The 18,360-nt window shown below is 40.7% G+C and carries 15 protein-coding genes; 1 reads left to right on the top strand and 14 read right to left on the bottom strand.

Features of this window, described 5'->3' with window-relative positions; all coding sequences use genetic code 11:
* Nucleotides 1-4: 4 nt before the first annotated feature.
* The 14 genes from B155_RS0104725 to B155_RS0104660 all read right to left on the bottom strand — a co-directional run bounded on the left by B155_RS0104725 (nt 5) and on the right by B155_RS0104660 (nt 17,486).
* Entirely contained in the window at nt 5-3,358 is a 3,354-nt protein-coding gene (locus tag B155_RS0104725) for a hypothetical protein (RefSeq protein ID WP_018127095.1), read from the bottom strand.
* Between the two features lie 68 nt (nt 3,359-3,426).
* Nucleotides 3,427-4,302 carry an MBL fold metallo-hydrolase gene (locus B155_RS0104720; protein WP_018127094.1) on the bottom strand — a complete coding sequence of 292 codons (876 nt, stop codon included), beginning with the start codon at nt 4,300-4,302 and terminating at the stop codon, nt 3,427-3,429.
* A gap of 111 nt (nt 4,303-4,413) precedes the next feature.
* Nucleotides 4,414-4,731 (bottom strand): cytochrome C oxidase subunit IV family protein, encoded by a 318-nt coding sequence (locus B155_RS0104715; protein ID WP_018127093.1) that lies wholly within the window; start codon nt 4,729-4,731, stop codon nt 4,414-4,416.
* Between the two features lie 13 nt (nt 4,732-4,744).
* Nucleotides 4,745-5,398: a cytochrome c oxidase subunit 3 family protein gene (locus tag B155_RS0104710; protein WP_018127092.1), complete on the bottom strand. Its 654-nt coding sequence runs from the start codon at nt 5,396-5,398 to the stop codon at nt 4,745-4,747.
* Nucleotides 5,399-5,441: 43 nt separating this feature from the next.
* On the bottom strand, nt 5,442-7,199 hold the full coding sequence (gene ctaD / locus B155_RS0104705) for a cytochrome c oxidase subunit I (RefSeq protein WP_018127091.1): 1,758 nt from the start codon (nt 7,197-7,199) through the stop codon (nt 5,442-5,444).
* Nucleotide 7,200: 1 nt separating this feature from the next.
* Entirely contained in the window at nt 7,201-8,139 is a 939-nt protein-coding gene (gene coxB / locus B155_RS0104700) for a cytochrome c oxidase subunit II (RefSeq protein ID WP_018127090.1), read from the bottom strand.
* A complete protein-coding gene (locus B155_RS0104695) occupies nt 8,139-8,972 on the bottom strand; it encodes an SCO family protein (RefSeq protein WP_018127089.1) in 834 nt (277 codons plus the stop codon). Before B155_RS0104695 ends, coxB begins: the two co-directional genes overlap by 1 nt.
* A 7-nt stretch (nt 8,973-8,979) precedes the next feature.
* Entirely contained in the window at nt 8,980-9,519 is a 540-nt protein-coding gene (locus B155_RS0104690) for a hypothetical protein (protein WP_018127088.1), read from the bottom strand.
* A 10-nt stretch (nt 9,520-9,529) separates the two neighbouring features.
* Entirely contained in the window at nt 9,530-10,735 is a 1,206-nt protein-coding gene (locus B155_RS0104685; protein WP_018127087.1) for a hypothetical protein, read from the bottom strand.
* Nucleotides 10,736-10,758: 23 nt separating this feature from the next.
* Nucleotides 10,759-11,793: a c-type cytochrome gene (locus B155_RS0104680; RefSeq protein ID WP_026167198.1), complete on the bottom strand. Its 1,035-nt coding sequence runs from the start codon at nt 11,791-11,793 to the stop codon at nt 10,759-10,761.
* Nucleotides 11,786-12,346: a DUF3341 domain-containing protein gene (locus B155_RS0104675; protein ID WP_018127085.1), complete on the bottom strand. Its 561-nt coding sequence runs from the start codon at nt 12,344-12,346 to the stop codon at nt 11,786-11,788. The genes B155_RS0104680 and B155_RS0104675 overlap by 8 nt, the downstream gene beginning before the upstream one ends.
* 5 nt (nt 12,347-12,351) lie before the next feature.
* Nucleotides 12,352-13,779, bottom strand: coding sequence for an NrfD/PsrC family molybdoenzyme membrane anchor subunit (gene nrfD, locus B155_RS0104670; protein ID WP_018127084.1), 1,428 nt, complete (start codon nt 13,777-13,779; stop codon nt 12,352-12,354).
* Between the two features lie 26 nt (nt 13,780-13,805).
* On the bottom strand, nt 13,806-16,811 hold the full coding sequence (locus tag B155_RS0104665; protein WP_018127083.1) for a TAT-variant-translocated molybdopterin oxidoreductase: 3,006 nt from the start codon (nt 16,809-16,811) through the stop codon (nt 13,806-13,808).
* Between the two features lie 30 nt (nt 16,812-16,841).
* On the bottom strand, nt 16,842-17,486 hold the full coding sequence (locus B155_RS0104660) for a cytochrome c3 family protein (RefSeq protein ID WP_018127082.1): 645 nt from the start codon (nt 17,484-17,486) through the stop codon (nt 16,842-16,844).
* Between the two features lie 282 nt (nt 17,487-17,768).
* Between B155_RS0104660 and B155_RS0104655 the strand changes: the two genes are divergently transcribed.
* Nucleotides 17,769-18,338 carry a DUF420 domain-containing protein gene (locus tag B155_RS0104655; protein WP_018127081.1) on the top strand — a complete coding sequence of 190 codons (570 nt, stop codon included), beginning with the start codon at nt 17,769-17,771 and terminating at the stop codon, nt 18,336-18,338.
* The last annotated feature ends 22 nt before the right edge of the window (nt 18,339-18,360 follow it).

Here is an 18,360-nt window from a genome sequence, read left to right as displayed (position 1 = left end):
CAATTTAGAATTGAATATTTTGGTCTCGCAGTTTCTTCAATAATTCAAAATATCGCTCGATAAGTCGTTGATAATCGGGTGCGTACTTTGTGAAGTTCGGATCGTTTAAGCGAGATCGAATTTGCTTCTCCAGTTCCTCTAAGGTCATTTCGGGGGGAGTTGCACGTTGGAGGTTGGTAGGGTTGGTTCCCTCGCGTTCGTCGTCTTCCTCTTCACGTTCTTGCAACGCTTTTTCGGATTCAAGCATTTTGTTAAGGATATTCTGCTGTCGCTTCACAAGAGTTGGATCGGCCGCACCTCCTCTTAAATCATTGATCGTGTCTTCCATTTCTTCAATCATGCGCTGTAAATCACTTCCAATTTTGTCGCCCTGTAAGTCGCCTTGTTGAAGCATTTGCTGTAACTGCTTTCGGATTTCATTCTGCTGACGAGCTATTTGGTCTAAGCGATCCATCTGCTCGTTTGATAATCGATCACCTTGAATATCATTGATGAGGTCTTGAATCTGCTGATTTAGTTGTTGCTGATTCCCTTTCATTTCACCCATCTGTTCCAGCAATTGTTGCATATTTTGGGGTGAACCAGATCCTGAGCCTTCCCCTCCATTTTGCTGATTCTGCAATTGTTCAAGCAGTTGCGCAATCAGTGTAGCTATTTCATTAATTCCAGCATACGCTTGCCTAGAGGCTACCGATGAATTTCGTTGATTTCGTTCAGCCATTTGTTTTAATGAGCGATCTAATTCGCCCTTCAACTCAATTGCTTTCTGGTTGATTTGATTAGAGAATTGAGGGATGGCTTTGGATACTTCAAATAAGGAGTCGGCAAGTACTTCAAAGATATCAGCTACATTTCGTTGTTCCCGTGCAAACTCTACATAGGCCAAGCTACGATCTTCCGCTTCTTGCGCCATCAACACCAAGTCTTCTTGCTCTAATGACAGATTAAGGAGCGAATACAAAAGGTACTGTAGGGCCGCTACATTAACTTCTTCTTCCTCTTTGTTGAGTAATTCTATAAGAGCGGTGGTTTTAGCCGCTAAGCTATCATAGGGTTCCTGATATGAGAAAGGTGAATCCTTTAGTTCTGTATTTTCGAACTCTTGAATTTCCTTTTGAATGGGTTGAGCTACTTCTTGATCTAAGGTGTTAGTGGTAGCTTGCTGGTAATCACTAACCACACTTTCGTTTTGCTTGGAGGTATAATCGCCTAACTTTTGTATAGCCTCCTGAAGTTTCTCAATCTGATTTAGATCCGCTTTTCTTTTATTGAAGTAATCGTCATTGGCTGATTGAGTGTCATCCAACTCACTTTCTTGGCGAGCTTGATCCTCAAACGATTTCTTAAGTTTCTCTAAGTCGGCTAGAAGCTTTAATCGCTTAAAGAGTTCCATGGTTCGTTGAAGGCGTTTCTTATAATCTTCTTCATTGAACTCCACTTCCTCCATTGCTCTACGAAGTTGATCCGGCGTCATTTGGGATAGATTTTCCCTCAATTTCTCCAAAGCTTCTCGAAGAGCAGGATCATCAATTTCTTCCATAAGATTCTTGAGTTCATCATAGGCCTTTTGAGTTTCCTCTGAAAGCATATTGTTTTCACTCAGTTCATCTTTGATTTGCTCAAAGGCTTTGTTCAAATCATCGATTTTCTTCTGTAATTCTTCCTGTTTCTCCTGGGCTTTCTGAAGCTGTTCTTCTTCTTGATAATTAGCTTGAGCATCTTCTTTCAAGCTTTCTTTAAACTCTTCATAGATATCACTTACCTCTTGAAACGACTCACTGATATCTTCTAAATCTGATTGTATATCCTCTTCTTTTTCATCCAACGACTCAAAGTAATCAATAACAGAGGGTACTTTTAAAGTGATAGTGCGAGAGCGTGATGTTTTGTAGCCAGCGTATCCATCATTGTCGGTTACTTCAATCCATAAAGTGAGTTCATCTAAGGGGCTTAAATTTAAGCTTGAAAGGTCCCAATTATAGTTTTGAAGTACAGCGTTCTTTGGGCGAGTTAAAGGAATCTTCTGCGTGTTTATAGCTTCTACATAGGCCTTCTTAACCTGATAGTGTAGTTCAGCTTGTGATAGGTCAAAGTCATCGCTCGCTTTGTATAACAAAGGTAATTCTTTAGGGTCTACGACTTCAATATCGGTAGCAGGATCAATAATTTCGGCTATAGGATATTGGTCAATCAGTGGATCAATGATAAATCGAAATTCATTTTTATTGGTGAGCCCATCTACATCCTTCATCTTAAAAAAGAGGGTGTCAGGCTCTGCTACTGCTATAGTGTGAGAAAAGGAATTACCATCTAGTTCTTTTAGCAGTTCATCTTTTGTATTTCGTAATTGAACCTGGTCTACATCTTTATTGAGTAGTCCTTCTATCACTATTTCTGAGCCTTGATAGGATGATAACACTGAAAAAGGATAAGACTCTACCGTTGAATCTAAACGGGTATAGCTAGGCGGATATTGATTAGCCGTCAAATTCTGGAAGCGAGGACGTAATTGAACTGTAGCCGTATAAATTTCAGATTGAAACTCGTCCATTGCTACATAATAGCTTAAGGAGTTATTGAGGTTAATAGGCGCTGAGTTAAACTGCCCATTAGCTCTATCATTCATAGCGATAGGGCGAAAAGAGCTTTCAACATCAGTTTTTACCATTAAACTTAACTGTTCAGGAATTTGGTTGCCTTCAAAAGTGATGGTGGCAATAAACTCATTCCCTTGTTCAAGAGTTATATTCTGAGGAGATATGGAATAATTGTAGGGGTTGGGAGCTTCGAAATTTTTCCAAAACAGTGCACTTCTTTTCAATCCATCGCCAATCAAAAAGATACTCCCTAGCATACATAAAGCTAATACTCCAAGTACAATGGCACCACGAGTATAGGTTTGGCTTATGGGTTGTTCTTGAACGTAGTGCTCTAAGCTGTTATTAAAGTCCGACCGGTTTACAGTAGAGAGGTTTTGTTCGATAGCTGCTTGAACAAGAAGTGGGTCGGCTTGGGTATTATCCTCTAGATCTAATAGATATCGGATGTTCTCAAGTTGGGTACTGTAAGCAAAGTGCGTGATAAATGAATTCTTCTGAGTTGAAGAGGGGAGAGCCTTATACTTTCGATAACCAATGATGAGCGTAATGAGTGTTACTAAGCCGAAGTAAAGAGATTTATCACTCGCTTCTAAAAAAAATTGTTGCTCAATGAAGCCTAGGATTAGCCATCCCAAACCTACTACGGATGAACAAATTAGTAGGATGCTTAAACGACGACGAAACAGAATTTTTCCATATGCTTTATCAAGCGCTTTTTTGAAATAGTTAATCGCTGTGTTCGACGGTTGTGAATGCATGAGTTCAAGTAAAGAAAATCTCTACTAAGTTACTCTAAAAAACCGTAAATGCAGTGTATTATTGTCGCTTAGAGCTCATTCAATGTCAGAGAATCAGCAACTTTTACCTTCTTTCCGTCTTGCTGAAGGGTGATGATCTCTTTGTAGTAATCATGTTCTAAATACAGATAAATTGATTCTTCTACTGCTCGATGTAGAAAGGCTTCTTTTTCTTTGAGAGTAGTAGCTGGGTACATATCATATCCCATTACCCAAGGCAGAGGTACATGTACATGAGTAGCTAATAAATCGGCCACAAAACAAAGTTTCTTTCCATCCGCTTCAATAAGAGGAAGTTGCTGCCCTAAAGTATGGCCATTTACAACAATAGTGCTTAAACCTTCTTCATATACCACATCATCGTCTACCAAATTGAGATGCTTGGTTTCCTTAAGTGGATCAATGTTTTCTTTTAAGAAACTCGCTTTTTCACGTGCATTAGGGTTAGTTGCGGTTTCCCATTGTTCTTTGTGCACATGATAGGTTGCATTAGGAAATGTATACTCGGCTTCCCCTTGCTCATTGTAATATGTAGTAGCGCCACAATGGTCGAAGTGAAGGTGAGTAAAGATAACGTCGGTTACATCATCGAAGCTAAAACCATGCTCCTTAAATGAAGCTGCTAAACTGTGTGTGCTAAAATCGATTTCATAAATGGCTTGTAGCTTCTCGTTGAACTTAGTGCCCACTCCATTATCGATAAGGTATACACGGCCAGTAGTATTTGATTTAATGAGCAAACAGCGCATGGTCATTTGAATGCGGTTATTTTCATCTGCAGGTATACCTCTCGACCATAAAGTCTTCGGAACAACACCAAACATGGCTCCCCCATCTAATTTGAAGTCGCCGGTTTCAATGGTGTATAATTCAAAATTGCCGAGGGTGGTTTTAGATAAACTCATAGTTAATTCAAATACTCTTGGTTAGTAAGTGGGAAAGTACAAATTTGAAGACTTCTGTATACAAAAAAAGCCCGATCAAATAGACCGAGCTTTTAAAAGTGTTGAAGGTAGTTAGAATGAAGGAACTACCGGAATTCGATATAAGGTATCTAATAGGGTTACCGCAACCATTAGAATGAAGAATGCAAATGCACCAATTAATAGCATAGTATTGAATTTGGTGTCCCAGTAGAGGTTCATAAAGAAAGCAGCTACTAAGAATGCTTTACCCACTGCAATAGTTAGGGCTACAATGATATCGAATGGAGCAGGAATCTCAACGTACTTTGCTACTACTACAGTTAGAATAGTAAGTACAGTTAGGGCAATACCGATAGCCCAAAGTTGACCTGCTGAAGAAATGTGATGTTCGTGTTTGTGTGCGCTCATTTTAAATCTCCTATCATTCAATTAAGTAAAGTAGTGGGAATAAGAAAATCCAAATCACATCCACTAAGTGCCAGTAAAGTCCTACGATCTCAACATGTGTGTAATATTCACTGCTGAAAGCGCCTTTACGAGCTTTGCCGTAAATCCATAACATAAGTCCAATACCCACAATAATGTGAAGTGCGTGAATTCCAGTCATGATGTAATAGATGCTAAAGAACACGTGGGCTAGCGGATGGTCGATGCCATCATAGGTATACAGACCTTCACCTGGAAGGATACCAATGTGAATCTTATGCGAGTACTCGAAATACTTAATTACTAAGAACACACAAGCCAACGCTATTGTGATTAGTAAGTTAATCTCGATTCCTCTTTTCTGATTCTTTTGAGCCGAGCGGATGGCCATTGCTACCGTTAAACTACTACCGATAAGCACTACGGTGTTAACAGCACCCCAAAAGGTGTTGAGTTCGGTTGCTGCTTGAGTGAATAGATCGGGGTACCATGCCCTAAAGACAATGTATGCACAGAATAAACCGCCAAAGAAAAGAATTTCATTAACGATGAATACCCACATCCCCATTTTCGCTGCATCGAACTGCTGGTCAGAATCCACAAAGTGGTGCTGAACATGTGATGCGTGTGCTACTGAATGATTCGACATTTAGATTTCCGCGTTTAGTTTTATTGTTAATTTCTTAGTTAGATTAGCCTAAGCTGTAGTTTTTCCATTGCTCACGTTCACTATCAACTACTTCTTTAACTTCTTGAGTTGAATCGTGTCCGTTGCCCTCTACGGCTAGTCCTAACTGGAACTCTTCCATTGGCTGGTGGTAATCATATGGTCCATGAATTACTACCGGAGTATGGTCGAAGTTGTGGAAGTCAGGAGGTGAAGTTGCTTGCCATTCTAATCCACGGCTATTCCATGGGTTAGCTGGGGCTTGTGCTCCTTTGAATAAAGAGTGTAATAAGTAATACAGAATCAATAAGAATCCAACACCAAGAATGTATGAACCAATGGTTGATGTTTGGTGGAATGGAGTGAATTGATCGATGTAGTTATAATATCTACGTGGCATACCTTGCGAGCCCATAATGAACTGCGGTAGGAAAGTCATGTTGAACCCGATGAAGATGAATCCAGAACCGATTTTAGCTAATCGTTCGTTGTACATCTTACCAGTCATTTTTGGCCACCAGTAGTGTAAACCAGCTAGTAGTGCAATTAAAGTACCACCCATCATCACATAGTGGAAGTGAGCAACTACGTAGTACGTATCATGTAAGTGAATATCTACAGATAATGCACCTAGCGTAATACCAGTGAAACCACCGATAGAGAAAATAAACAGGAAGCTAAATACATAGATCATAGGGGTGTCCATCTTGATGGACCCTTTGTAGAGCGTAGCTAGCCAGTTAAAGATCTTAATACCCGTTGGGATACCAACTAAGAATGTTAAGAACGAGAATACAGTCGTTGCAATCGCAGACTGACCTGATGTAAACATGTGGTGACCCCAAACTAGGAAACCAATGAATGCAATTGCTAGAGATGAAAGTGCAATCGCCCAGTATCCAAATACTGTTTTCTTAGAGAACGTAGAGATTACTTCAGAGATGATACCGAAACCAGGTACAATCATGATGTATACTGCCGGGTGAGAGTAGAACCAGAAGAAATGCTGGAATAATACAGGGTCGCCACCAATAGCAGGATCAAAAATACCAACGCCTAACCACTTCTCCATCGTTAGTAGTAGAACAGTGATTGCAAGTACTGGAGTTGCTAATACCTGAATAATAGAAGTAGCGTATAAGGCCCAAATATTCAATGGAAGCTTACCCCAAGTGATACCTGGTGCTCTTAGCTTGTGTACCGTTGTAATGAAGTTGGTACCTGTTAAGATAGAGGAGAACCCAAGGATGAATACACCCATGGTAACCCAAATCACACTAGTGGTTGATTGTGTACTATACGGAGTATAGAAAGTCCAACCGGTATCTAAACCATTTTGCGCTAAAGCGATGAAAGTAAAAATAGCACCTGCTACATAGATGTAGAAACTAGCTAAGTTTAATCGCGGGAAGGCTACGTCTTTTGCTCCAAGTTGAATCGGTAAGATAAAGTTACCAAGAGCAGCTGGGATACTCGGTACCAATACAAAGAATACCATGATTGCACCGTGAAGGGTGAAAATCTGGTTGTAGGTATCTGCTTCAATAAAAGTTTTAGCAGGTGTTAACAGCTCTGTACGTAGAAGGATAGCAAGCGCACCACCTACGGCAAAGAAGAATGCTACAGCCACTAGATACATGATACCGATCTTCTTGTGATCGACGGTAGTCATCCATGCCCAAACACCTTTTTCTTCAGTGTAGCAGTTCGTTTCAGGATTATCAGAGGGTTTAAATCGCTGTACTTTCAGCGTTTTTACATTAGATACTTCAGCAGTTGCCATATCACTTCAGAGTTTTAAGATATTCGATAATATTGGTGATCTCATCGTCTGAGATACGTCCTTCATAAGAGCTCATTACGTTGTCGTAACCTTCAACGATTTTAGCTGCAGGATTTAAAATAGATTCACGGATGTAGTTTTCATCAACTGTAACCGTGCTGCCATCTGTTAGGTTTTCTTGGCTATCCCAAAGGCCTTTAAACGATGGGCCAATTAGGCGAGAGCCGTCTACAGAGTGGCAAGTTGCACAACCTTGTAAAGAAACGAGTTGCTCACCTTGCTCAGCTGGGGTACCTGTAACGCCGCCACCATTTTGCTCTAACCAAGTGTCAAAATCTTCTTCAGTGTGTACAATTACTTTTGCTAACATATCAGAGTGCCCTGTACCGCAATATTCTGTACAGAATACAATCGATTCACCCACTTCATTAGCTTCAAACCATACATAAGTATATCGGTTTGGGATTACATCATGTTTTACGCGGTAATCTGGCACGAAGAAAGAGTGAAGTACGTCCTGAGATTGCATTACTAACTTAATAGGCTGCCCTTCAGGAACATGGATTTCGTTTAATGTTTGTGCACCGTTTTCGTACTTAACGGTCCAGCCCCATTTGAAAGCGGATACTTGAATTTCATACGCATTATCAGGAACAGACTTTAAGTTCAACCATCCGGTATAGCCCCAACCAAATACTACAAAACAGATTAGTAGAGGAATCACAGACCAAGTGATCTCAAGTGTGTTATTATGTGTGATCACAGGTGTTTTGTCATCTTCTGATTTACGCTTGTATTTGAAAGCGAAATAGAGGAGTGAAAATGCGATCCCGATTAGGAAAATTAGACTCACTTCACTAATGAAGTGAAATAAGGCGTCGGTGCTGTCGGCTGTAGGCGATTTGGCCTCAGGAAGCATAAAATCGAATAGTCTGCCCATTAGTTATAATCGATGTTTTGTGATTGTTTTTTGCGTCTTTCTCGTACCCAAAATAGAGTCAGGAATATACCGAGAATTATTAGTGTAGCCAAGCCCCCGAGCTTCATTATATTCATAGCAACGGGTACATAGCTGTTTGAATCTGGATCGTATTGATAACAATACATGAGAATTTTATTCACTGTACTGCCAATTTCACCATCAGCAGATTCAAAAAGTGCATTTCGTACATCAAACTCTTTGTACCGAATTCCATACAGGTACCGAGTTATTTTGCCATCTGGCGCCAACATAATGATAGCCGCCGTATGCGCATATTCACCCGTGCCTTGAACTTCGCGGTATTCAAAACCAGTGGCTTCGATTACCGCATCAATTTGCTTCTTTTTACCTGTTAAGAAATACCATCCCTCTTCAGCATTAGTTGAAGTGAGTTTATTGATATACTTCGTACGATATTCTTTTGCGAGTTCATGATTCTCGGTAGGATCAATGCTAAAAGATATGATCAAATAATCTTTCCCGGGCTGCCATGCTAACTCATCTACCACATCTATCACACCATCAACTACAAGTCCACATAACATTGGGCAATCGTAGTACAGTGGATTCAGAATGATAGGCTTGCCTTCCTCTAGTAAATCGCCTAAACGGATGCTGTCACCATCTACGGTGGAAAAAGTGGCATCAAGAGGAATATAGTCTCCTAATTTCTCATCGATACCCACACCTTGCAGCGCTTCTAAGTTACTGCTGTTAACCTGTGCGTAACTTGACGGAGAAAGAAAAAGCACTGCAAGCGTAATAAAGGCATACAGTGCAAAGCGATTCATAATTATATTAGTCTACAGCTATTTTGTCGATAGCTTTGTCTACAGGGATACGGTATACACCGTTTTCTAGATCAACAACACCATAGCTATTGAGCGTTTCCGCATCTTTAGCTTTTATTTCATCAATCTCAGTTTCACCACTGTTGAAAGATGCTTTTTGTTGTGCTTTAAAGTAGCTGTCTTTTCCAAATTGGATTAGGCCGATAATAATAACGATAACTAATACAGTACCGAAAGTAGTCCAGAACGTCAGTGATTTGTAGTTCAGGTCATCATTATGAACACCGAAATTTACGGCTTGAGCTAGTTCTTCATCCTGAGTTTTAAGCTCTACATCTTCACCAACGGCATGATGATGTCCACCATGAGAGTCCGCTGATCCTTCAAAAATATTAGCGGATTTAGCTTTAAGAGCTGAAACCCACTCCAATACTTCGGTTTTAGTTACCCCATGTTTTTCTGCAAAGGCATCGAGTTCTTCAACTGGAAGCTTGATGGCTTCAAGAGCGATATTTGCTTTAAATTCTGCGCTGTGCTTAGACGACATAGTTCAGCTATTATTGATGATAAGATTTTGATAGACAGTCATCCATTTTAGGATCATTCAGTGGTACCATGCTTTCTTTCTTAAACTTGTTAAAGAAGAAACCAAAGAACATTCCACCTAGTCCTAAAAAGGTTGCGATATCGATCCAGCTAAAGTGTAAACCATGAGCATCACCCGAGTGGTTTGCTGGCATCGAGATCCAGTAAATTTCTAAGAAATGCATAACCAGTACAATGATAGACACGATGGTTAGCATTAAACGGCTCTTCTTTGTTTCTCTGTTTAACAGAAGCACAAATGGGAGAGCAAAACGGAAAATTAATAAGCCATATGCGATGTACTCAAAGCCGCCTTCTAATCTATGGTAGTACCAAAGCGTTTCTTCGGGAAGGTTAGCGTAGTAGATGAGTAAGAACTGGCTAAACGCGATGTATGCATAAAATACTGTGAAGGCAAAGAACCAAGCACCTAAGTCATAGATATGTACTTTTTGGATGGTGTTTGTGAGTAAGCCTTGGCGCTGTAAGAAAAATACAAGCAAGATCATTACTGGCCAGAATGCCTGGAAGTTGATTGCGAAGAAATACACACCGAACATAGTAGAGAACCAGTGTGGATCTAAAGACATCAACCAGTCGAAGCCAGCAAATGCTACTGATAGTCCAAATAATGGGATACCAGGTGCACTAATCTTTCTCATTAAGGTAGTGATGCCCCAATCGCCAGTTTTATCTAGCTCTATAGAAGCTTTGTATAATTTATGGCCTAACCATCCCCAAATAGCAAAGTAGAGTACTTGACGGATGATGAAAAAAGGAGTGTTTAAGAATGCTGATTTACCTTTAAGGATCTTATCAGCGGCAACTACATCTTCGTGAGACCAATGGTATAGGTTATGAATACCTAGTACTACTGGTAAGAAGAATACAGTCCATAACAATAGGTTAGAAGAGAATACTTCTGGAATTCTTCTGAATACTACACCCCAAGATGATCGTGTGATATGGTGTAACATGATCATGATAAGAGATGAAAGGGCAATACCTGTAAAGAAGGTAAAGCTTACAATGTATGAGAAGAAAAATTGGTCGGGTTGAAGAAAATAGCCGATTAGGCTGGCAATCAATCCGGCAAATCCAAGCCCGAATGCAGCACGAGGTATCATGCTTTGTGCGGGAAATTCTAAAGAATCGGTAATGGTTGGCTTATGACTCATTATAAATGTATTAAGCTATTTTCTTAGTTATCGCTGAGAGATTTAATGTAAAGGATCAAAGACTCAAGCTCAGTTTCAGATAGATAATCGTAGGGAGCCATCACGCCTTGTTCGTATCCTTCGGTCTTTTTAGCTTCTGGAGCTACAATAGATTCGCGGATATAGGCTTCGTCTTTATTGATGGTGATAGTCTCACCAGCTTCATTAATACCTTGTGATTGACTGCCGAATAGGCCTTTCCAAGTTGGTCCAATACCTCCTGGAGTGCCGTCCACGTTATGGCAAGTCTCACATGCATACTGTTGTACTAGTTTCTTTCCTTGATCGATGCTGGCTTCAGCTTCTTTTTCTGGCTTACGAGCCTCAGCAAGTGCCGCTAAACGCTCCTGTTCCGCCGTATATTCAGCTTCTAATTGCTCCACATCTACATCTTCAGCTCTTAATTCAGATTCAGATGCATTCTGAGACTCTTGAAGAGCACGGATATAAGCTACGATAGCCCAACGGTCTTCAACTTTAATTTGAGTAGCATACGAAGGCATGGTTCTTACACCATTGTAAATCGCTGAGTATAACTCACCGTCAGTAGCTTCACGTAAACGAGCTTGGTGATACGTTGGAGCAGGTACATAACCGTAGTTACCAGTCATAATGATACCATTTCCGTCACCTGTTCCACCGTGGCAAGGTGCACAATAAACATTGTAGCGATCTTGTCCTCTGTATAATAAAGCTCTAGTGATTTCAACGGGCATATCTTCAACCCATTCGCCATTGGCGTCTACACCTTCGTAATAAGCTTTATCATCTTTTTTGAGGCCACGAGCAACTGTGCCAGCAACGGGCTGGCGCATAGAACGGTTGTCCTCAAAGAACTTATTTACTTCTTGAGCCTCCATTCTTGGTTGCTGATCCATGTTCATGTTAGGATGAATAGGCGGTTTCTCTGAGATTTGTCCGCGACAAGCGCCTAACAATAACCCAACACCACACATGCAGGTGAGTTTTAAAATACCTTTGGTAGTCATCAAAGAGCTTTTCATATTTTTATTAGTCATAAACTTCCTCGATATGCGTTGCACCAGCTTCTTGGAACAGTTTTTTAACTGTTTCCGCCTCGAATAGAGAGTCTTCAGCTTCGATGTAAGCAAAGAAGCCATCATCGGTAGCTTTTTTGAAGCGCTCAACGTTAAATAAAGGATTATGAAGCTTAGGGAGTCCGTTTAGGAAGAACATTCCAAATACAGCTCCAAAAGCAGAAAGTAATACAGTTAATTCGAATGTAATAGGTACCCAAGCAGGCGCATTAAAGAATGGCTTACCACTAATGTTGATAGGGTAATCCATTACAGACATGTAGTACATCATTGCGAGTGCACCTGTAAGACCTAATAAGCCATGCCCTAATACAATCCAGCCAAGCTTAGATTTTTTTAGGTTCATTGCTTTGTCCATTCCATGAATAGGGAAAGGACTAAAAGTGTCAAAGTTTGTGTATCCAGACTTAACGATTGTTTTTGAGATATCCGTTAACTCTTTAGGATTTCTGAATTCGGCTAATATGCCGTATAACTTTGGAGCTTCTTCCGTTTTCTTTGCTTTAGTACTCATAGTCTTTAAACCTTCTCAACTTGAGGCTTAGGAATTTCAACTTTTGGTGCGTGGTATTCACCGGTTTCCTCATCATAGTTATGAGGGTCAGCCAATGGAATAACAGCTTTTACTTCGGCCAATGCGATCATTGGTAAGAAGCGTAAGAAAGCGAGGAACATGGTAAAGAATAATCCAAACGTACCTACGTAAGTTAATACATCCCATAGAGTTGGAGAGTAATAATCCCAACTTGATGGTAGGTAATCGTTTGCAAGAGAGGTTACGGTGATTACAAATCGCTCGAACCACATACCAATGTTTACAACAATAGAGATGGCAAATGTGAAGCCAACGCTAGTTCTTAATTTCTTGCTCCAGAAGAACTGTGGAGATAACACGTTACACGCCATCATCGTCCAGTATGCCCAAGCGTAAGGGCCAGTTGCTCTTTTAATGAAAATAGCTTTTTCGTACTCAACACCACTATACCATGCAATAAAGAACTCCATCATGTAAGCGAAACCTACCATAGATCCCGTTACAAGGATAATGATGTTCATTTTTTCCATGTGGTCATCCGTCATGATGTCTTTCATGCCATAAATCTTACGGCAAATAATCATCAGTGTAAGTACCATCGCAAATCCTGAGAATACCGCACCTGCCACGAAGTAAGGAGGGAAGATGGTAGTATGCCATCCTGGAATCATAGATACTGCGAAGTCAAAGGATACAATAGTGTGTACAGAAAGTACAAGAGGAGTAGCTAAACCAGCTAAGATCATGTACGACTTCTCATAATTCCACCAGTGGCGGTTTGAACCAGTCCAACCTAGTGAGAATAAGCCGTAAGCAAACTTTCTTACTTTATCTACAGCGCGATCTCTAAGTGTAGCTAAATCAGGAACTAAACCTACGTACCAGAATAGGAGTGATACGGTAAAGTAGGTAGATACTGCGAACACATCCCAAAGTAGAGGAGAGTTGAAGTTCGGCCACATCTGCATTTGGTTAGGAATTGGGAATACCCAATAAATAGCCCAAATACGCCCTACGTGAATACCAGGGAAGATCAAGGCACACATAACGGCAAAGATGGTCATTGCCTCCGCAAATCGGTTAATTGCAGTACGCCAGTCTTGTCGGAAAAGGAAAAGGATTGCAGAAATTAGGGTTCCTGCGTGGCCAATACCTACCCACCATACAAAGTTGATGATGGCCCAACCCCAACCAACAGGGTTGTTAAGTCCCCAGATACCGGTTCCTTCCCAAATTAGATACCCGATGGAGCCAAGTAGTAGTACCAACAGCCCATTGGCTGCGATCATTGCCAAATACCAGGCTTTTGGAGTAGGTCTTAAGTTTATATCAGTAACCAATCTTGTAAGGCTGGCGAAATCGTGATCACCTTTTACAAGAGCGGGTTCCGGTACGTATTCGTATTTACTCATGTTTGGATTTATTCCTGATTAATTTCTTATGCCAAAGCAGGGTTTGGGTTTCTTAATTTCGCCATGTACGATGTTCTAGGGCGTGTATTCAGCTCTTCAAGCATCTGATAGTTACGCGTATTGCGCTTCATCTTAGCTACTTCACTATTATCGTCGGTTAAATCGCCGAAGTAGATAGCATCTGCTGGGCACGCTTGCTGGCAAGCTGTCTTAACAGCACCGTCAGCCGGTTTTGGAGAACCAGTCTCGATTTTTGCTTCGATCTTAGCTCTGTTAACACGTTGTACACAGTAAGTACATTTTTCCATTACACCACGGAAACGAACAGTTACTTCAGGGTTCATCGCCATTTGGATGATATCTGGTTCGTCGCCTGTAATTAAGAATTCTTTCGGGAAGTTGAAGAAGTTGAAACGACGTACTTTGTACGGACAGTTGTTTGCACAGTAACGAGTACCAATACAGCGGTTGTAAGTCATCTGGTTCATACCATCATCACTGTGTGTAGTAGCAGCAACAGGGCAAACTTGCTCACATGGTGCTAATTCACAGTGCATACATGGCACAGGCTGGTGTACAGCATGTGGTGCATTTTCGTCTTCACCTACATAGTAGCGATCGGTACGAATCCAATGCATCTCACGTCCACGGTTCACTTCTTTCTTACCAATAACAGGGATGTTATTCTCAGACTGGCAAGCAATCACACAAACTCCGCAACCAAAGCAAGAGTTTAAGTCGATAGCCATACCCCATTGTGGCTCAGAGTCTGGGTAAGTTTGTTCGTCAAATAAAGAGATTGGAGCATCTTCCCCGAGTTCAGCGGCTTCTTTCATACCAGGAACTGGGTAGGTATGTACATCAGCGAATGACGCGAAGTCTGGGTTGCTCTTATATTCTTCTAGAGTAGCCATGCGATACATATCGCGGCCTTCTAAGCTATGGTGATCTTGCACACAGGCAATCTCATATGTGTCACCAGTTTTTGATACAGTAGCTTCGCTAAATAATGAATTAGCGTCTAGCATTGGGTAAGTATCAACACCACCGGTAGTAAAATCGATGTAACGGTTTGCTACACGTCCAATTCCATCTCTACCATAACCAACAGTTAAAGTAATAGAGTCGTCTGCATGACCTGGCTGAATCCAAGCTGCAATCTTAATGGTAGCACCGTTTGCTTTAATTTCTACAACATCTTCGTTCTCAACGCCCAGCTTTTTAGCAGTTCCAGCACTCATAAGAGCCACATTATCCCAAGTAATCTTGGTCATTGGGTCTGGAAGCTCTTGCAACCAAGCGATGTTCGCATAACGCCCATCGTTTAGTGTGCCGTCTTGTCGAATCACAACTTCAATACCTGAAATACTTCCTGTAGAAGGAGTAGCAGGCGAGAACGAGTTGCTTAAACGTACATTGGCTGAACGGAAAGAAGTGTTCGGCTCAATACCGTCGTGTAATAAATTGGTCCATTGAGTATCAAAAGAAGAACCAAAGTATCCTTTAAAAGTATCTTGAACTAAGTCGAAAGCGTTTTCAAGCTCACCATTAACAATGATGTTCAAGAACTCAATTTCATTTACGCCATCATATAATGGTTGAATCTGAGGCTGAATAATAGAACGAGCACCACCAAATGAGTGACCGTCGCCCCAAGTTTCTAAATAATGAGCGCGGTTTACATGCCAGCTTGCATTCTTAGAAGTCTCATTCACATAGTCAGAAAGGTGAATTACTTCTTCAACATTCTCAAGCGCAGCGTTAAAGTCTACATTCTGTGCCGAGTAAGATGGGTTTGTTCCTATCATTACAACCGCATCAATAGAGCCCGCTTTCATATCTGCAACAACGTTTGCAAATGCTTCTTTGCGTTGCTCATCTAAGTGAGGAACTTCAAGATAAGAAACCGTCTTGCCGTCGTTGCCAAGAGCTTTGTTGATTGCAGCTACAATAGCATGTGCATTAGCAGAATGCTCGAATCCAACAGATACTGCTGAAGTACCACGGTTATTTAATAAGTCGTCAGCTAATGCTGAAATCCATGGATGGTCGCTGTATGCATTGTTTGCATTGCTAAATGCGCCTAAACCTGAAATGCTTTTCGCTAATTCACCAGCAAGAGCATAAGCAAAAGCTTCAATCTCACTAGCTTTTAAACGTAAACGGTGATCAGCATAAGAACCCGTTAATGTAAAGCCGTTTTCAACTGCATAAATACGGCTCATAGAATCGTTGGTAGAAGTAACCTTACGTCTAGAGCTTAATTGCTTAGCGTATTCCACACTGTTAGGGTGGTTACCACTCATCATGTCGTCATCTAAAGAAACTACTACATCCGCTTTGCTGTAATCGTAGTACGCTCTTAAACGGCGACCAAACGCTAACTCAGTACCTGCGAGGGCATTGTCTTCACCAAATGCTTCGTAAGTAACCCAAGTTGCGTTGTTAAATTTGTTAAGTGCATTCTCTTTAACTCTTAATAGAGTAGGAGATGAAGTAGCTTCAGAGATGAATGCAATGTTTTTAGAGGTATCAGCGAAGTATTCAGCAGCAAAAGCAACAAAGTCATCCATTGTTGCTTCTGTACCTTTACGTAATACTTTTTTAGATCTATCAGGATCATACATGCCAAGCACAGAAGCTTGGTTATAGATAGATGTACCTCCACGGCTTCCAGGGTGAAGGTCATTACCTTCAACTTTAGTAGGGCGACCTTCATGGTTCTCTACTACTAAACCTGTTAAGCTGCCTTGATAAGGCATAGCCGATGCGTAAAATAAAGGAATACCAGGGACGATGTCTTCTGGTTGTTTTGAATATGGTAAAATCTTTTGAACCGGACGGCGAGCGAAATCACAACTCGCTAGTAATACGGCCGAACCCATGATGCCTAAGAATCCACGACGTGAAAAACCGTCGGTTAATTCAGATGCATTCTCAGGAAATTCACGATCAACAAATTTTTGATATTCCTGGTTTTTAGCTAATTCATTTAAGCTTTTCCAGTATGTATTTTGTTTAACTTCGCTCATTAGATAATGTATAAGTTCTAAAATCCGTAATTAGTAGTGGCAGCCCTGGCAATATTGAGGGGGACTCACATTTTTCTTCTTAACCAGCTCTGCGCCTAATTCTGCCTGGTTTTCGGCTTTGTAGCCCATAGTTGTTACTTCTTCAACAGGGCGTAAGAATTTTTCTGGTTCTCTGTGGCAATCTAAGCACCAGCCCATACTAAGTGGCTCTGCTTGATATACAACTTCCATTTTATCTACACGACCATGGCAGCTTTCACACCCTACACCCACATTTACGTGAGCAGCGTGATTAAAATACGCATAATCAGCTAAGTTGTGAACGCGAACCCATTCAACAGGCTCTCCTGTTTCCCAGCTTTCACGGATAGGAGCAAGTTTCTCGCTATCAGTTTTAATTTGGTTGTGGCAATTCATACACGTTTGTGTAGGAGGAATATTTGCCTGTTTAGAATCGAATACACTGGTATGACAGTATTGACAGTCTAATCCGAGCTTATCCACATGTAACTTGTGGCTATAAGGAACCGGTTGCGTTGGTGCGTAACCAACATCAGTGTATTGAGGAGAGAAAAAGTACCATATTGAGAATATCAGAGCATTGGCTACAACGATGATACCTATCAATAGTTTTCGGGGAACTTGATTTGTCCACTTGGGGAAAATCTGCGCCATAAAGATTGCTTATTTTAGTTAGCGGAACCGTGCTTAATTACCCTTAATTGAAGCGGCGCAAATCTACCGATATTTTCCCTCGAAGTGAAGGATGAGATCAATAGAACCTTTATTTAAAACGGTTCTAAATAAAAATGTGCCGAATCAAAACTTGGTTATTTTAAAGCAATGAAGATAACATACATTTCTAAAATATTCTTAGATAAAAACCGGAAATCTGTAAACATTTGTTTGAGTATGCATTAACTTTGACTCCCATTATATTAGAACGAATTTTGAATTATGTCTGCACGTATGAATATTCCTGAACAAGCAAAAATTCTGCAACAGGTGAGCGCGAAAAAAGCATTCACTACTATTATCGCAGTAAGCGTTGCAGCTCTCTTATTTCTGATTTGGTTGATCTATTTAAAAGATGGAGCTACCACTTCTTATAGCTGGGTGCCTTACCTGCCAGCTTGTAACGCAGCTTTTAATTTTTTGAGTACGGTATTCTTAGTGCTTGGATTGCGTGAGATTAAGCAACGTAATTTTAACAGGCATATGAAAATGATGACCCTTGCTTTCATCACTTCAGCTTTATTTCTGGTTAGCTATGTGATCTACCATCATTTTCAAGGTGATACTAAGTTCTTAACCGAAGGGATTATTCGGTATGTCTACTTCTTTATATTAGTCACTCATATTCTACTTTCAGCTTTTGTAGTGCCTCTAGTATTGAGCAGTTTCTACTTAGCATTGAGCGGAAATTTCCAGAAACATCGTAAAGTTTCGAAATGGACTTTTCCTATTTGGCTTTATGTTTCGGTAACAGGTGTGGTGATTTTCTTTATGCTGAAGTACATAGGCTAGATTTGAGCCTATATATAAAGGA

This window comes from Balneola vulgaris DSM 17893, assembly GCF_000375465.1.
Classification (GTDB): Bacteria; Bacteroidota; Rhodothermia; order Balneolales; family Balneolaceae; genus Balneola; species Balneola vulgaris.
Note: the sequence above shows the minus strand (reverse complement) of the source record. Positions and strands in the feature narration are given on the sequence as shown.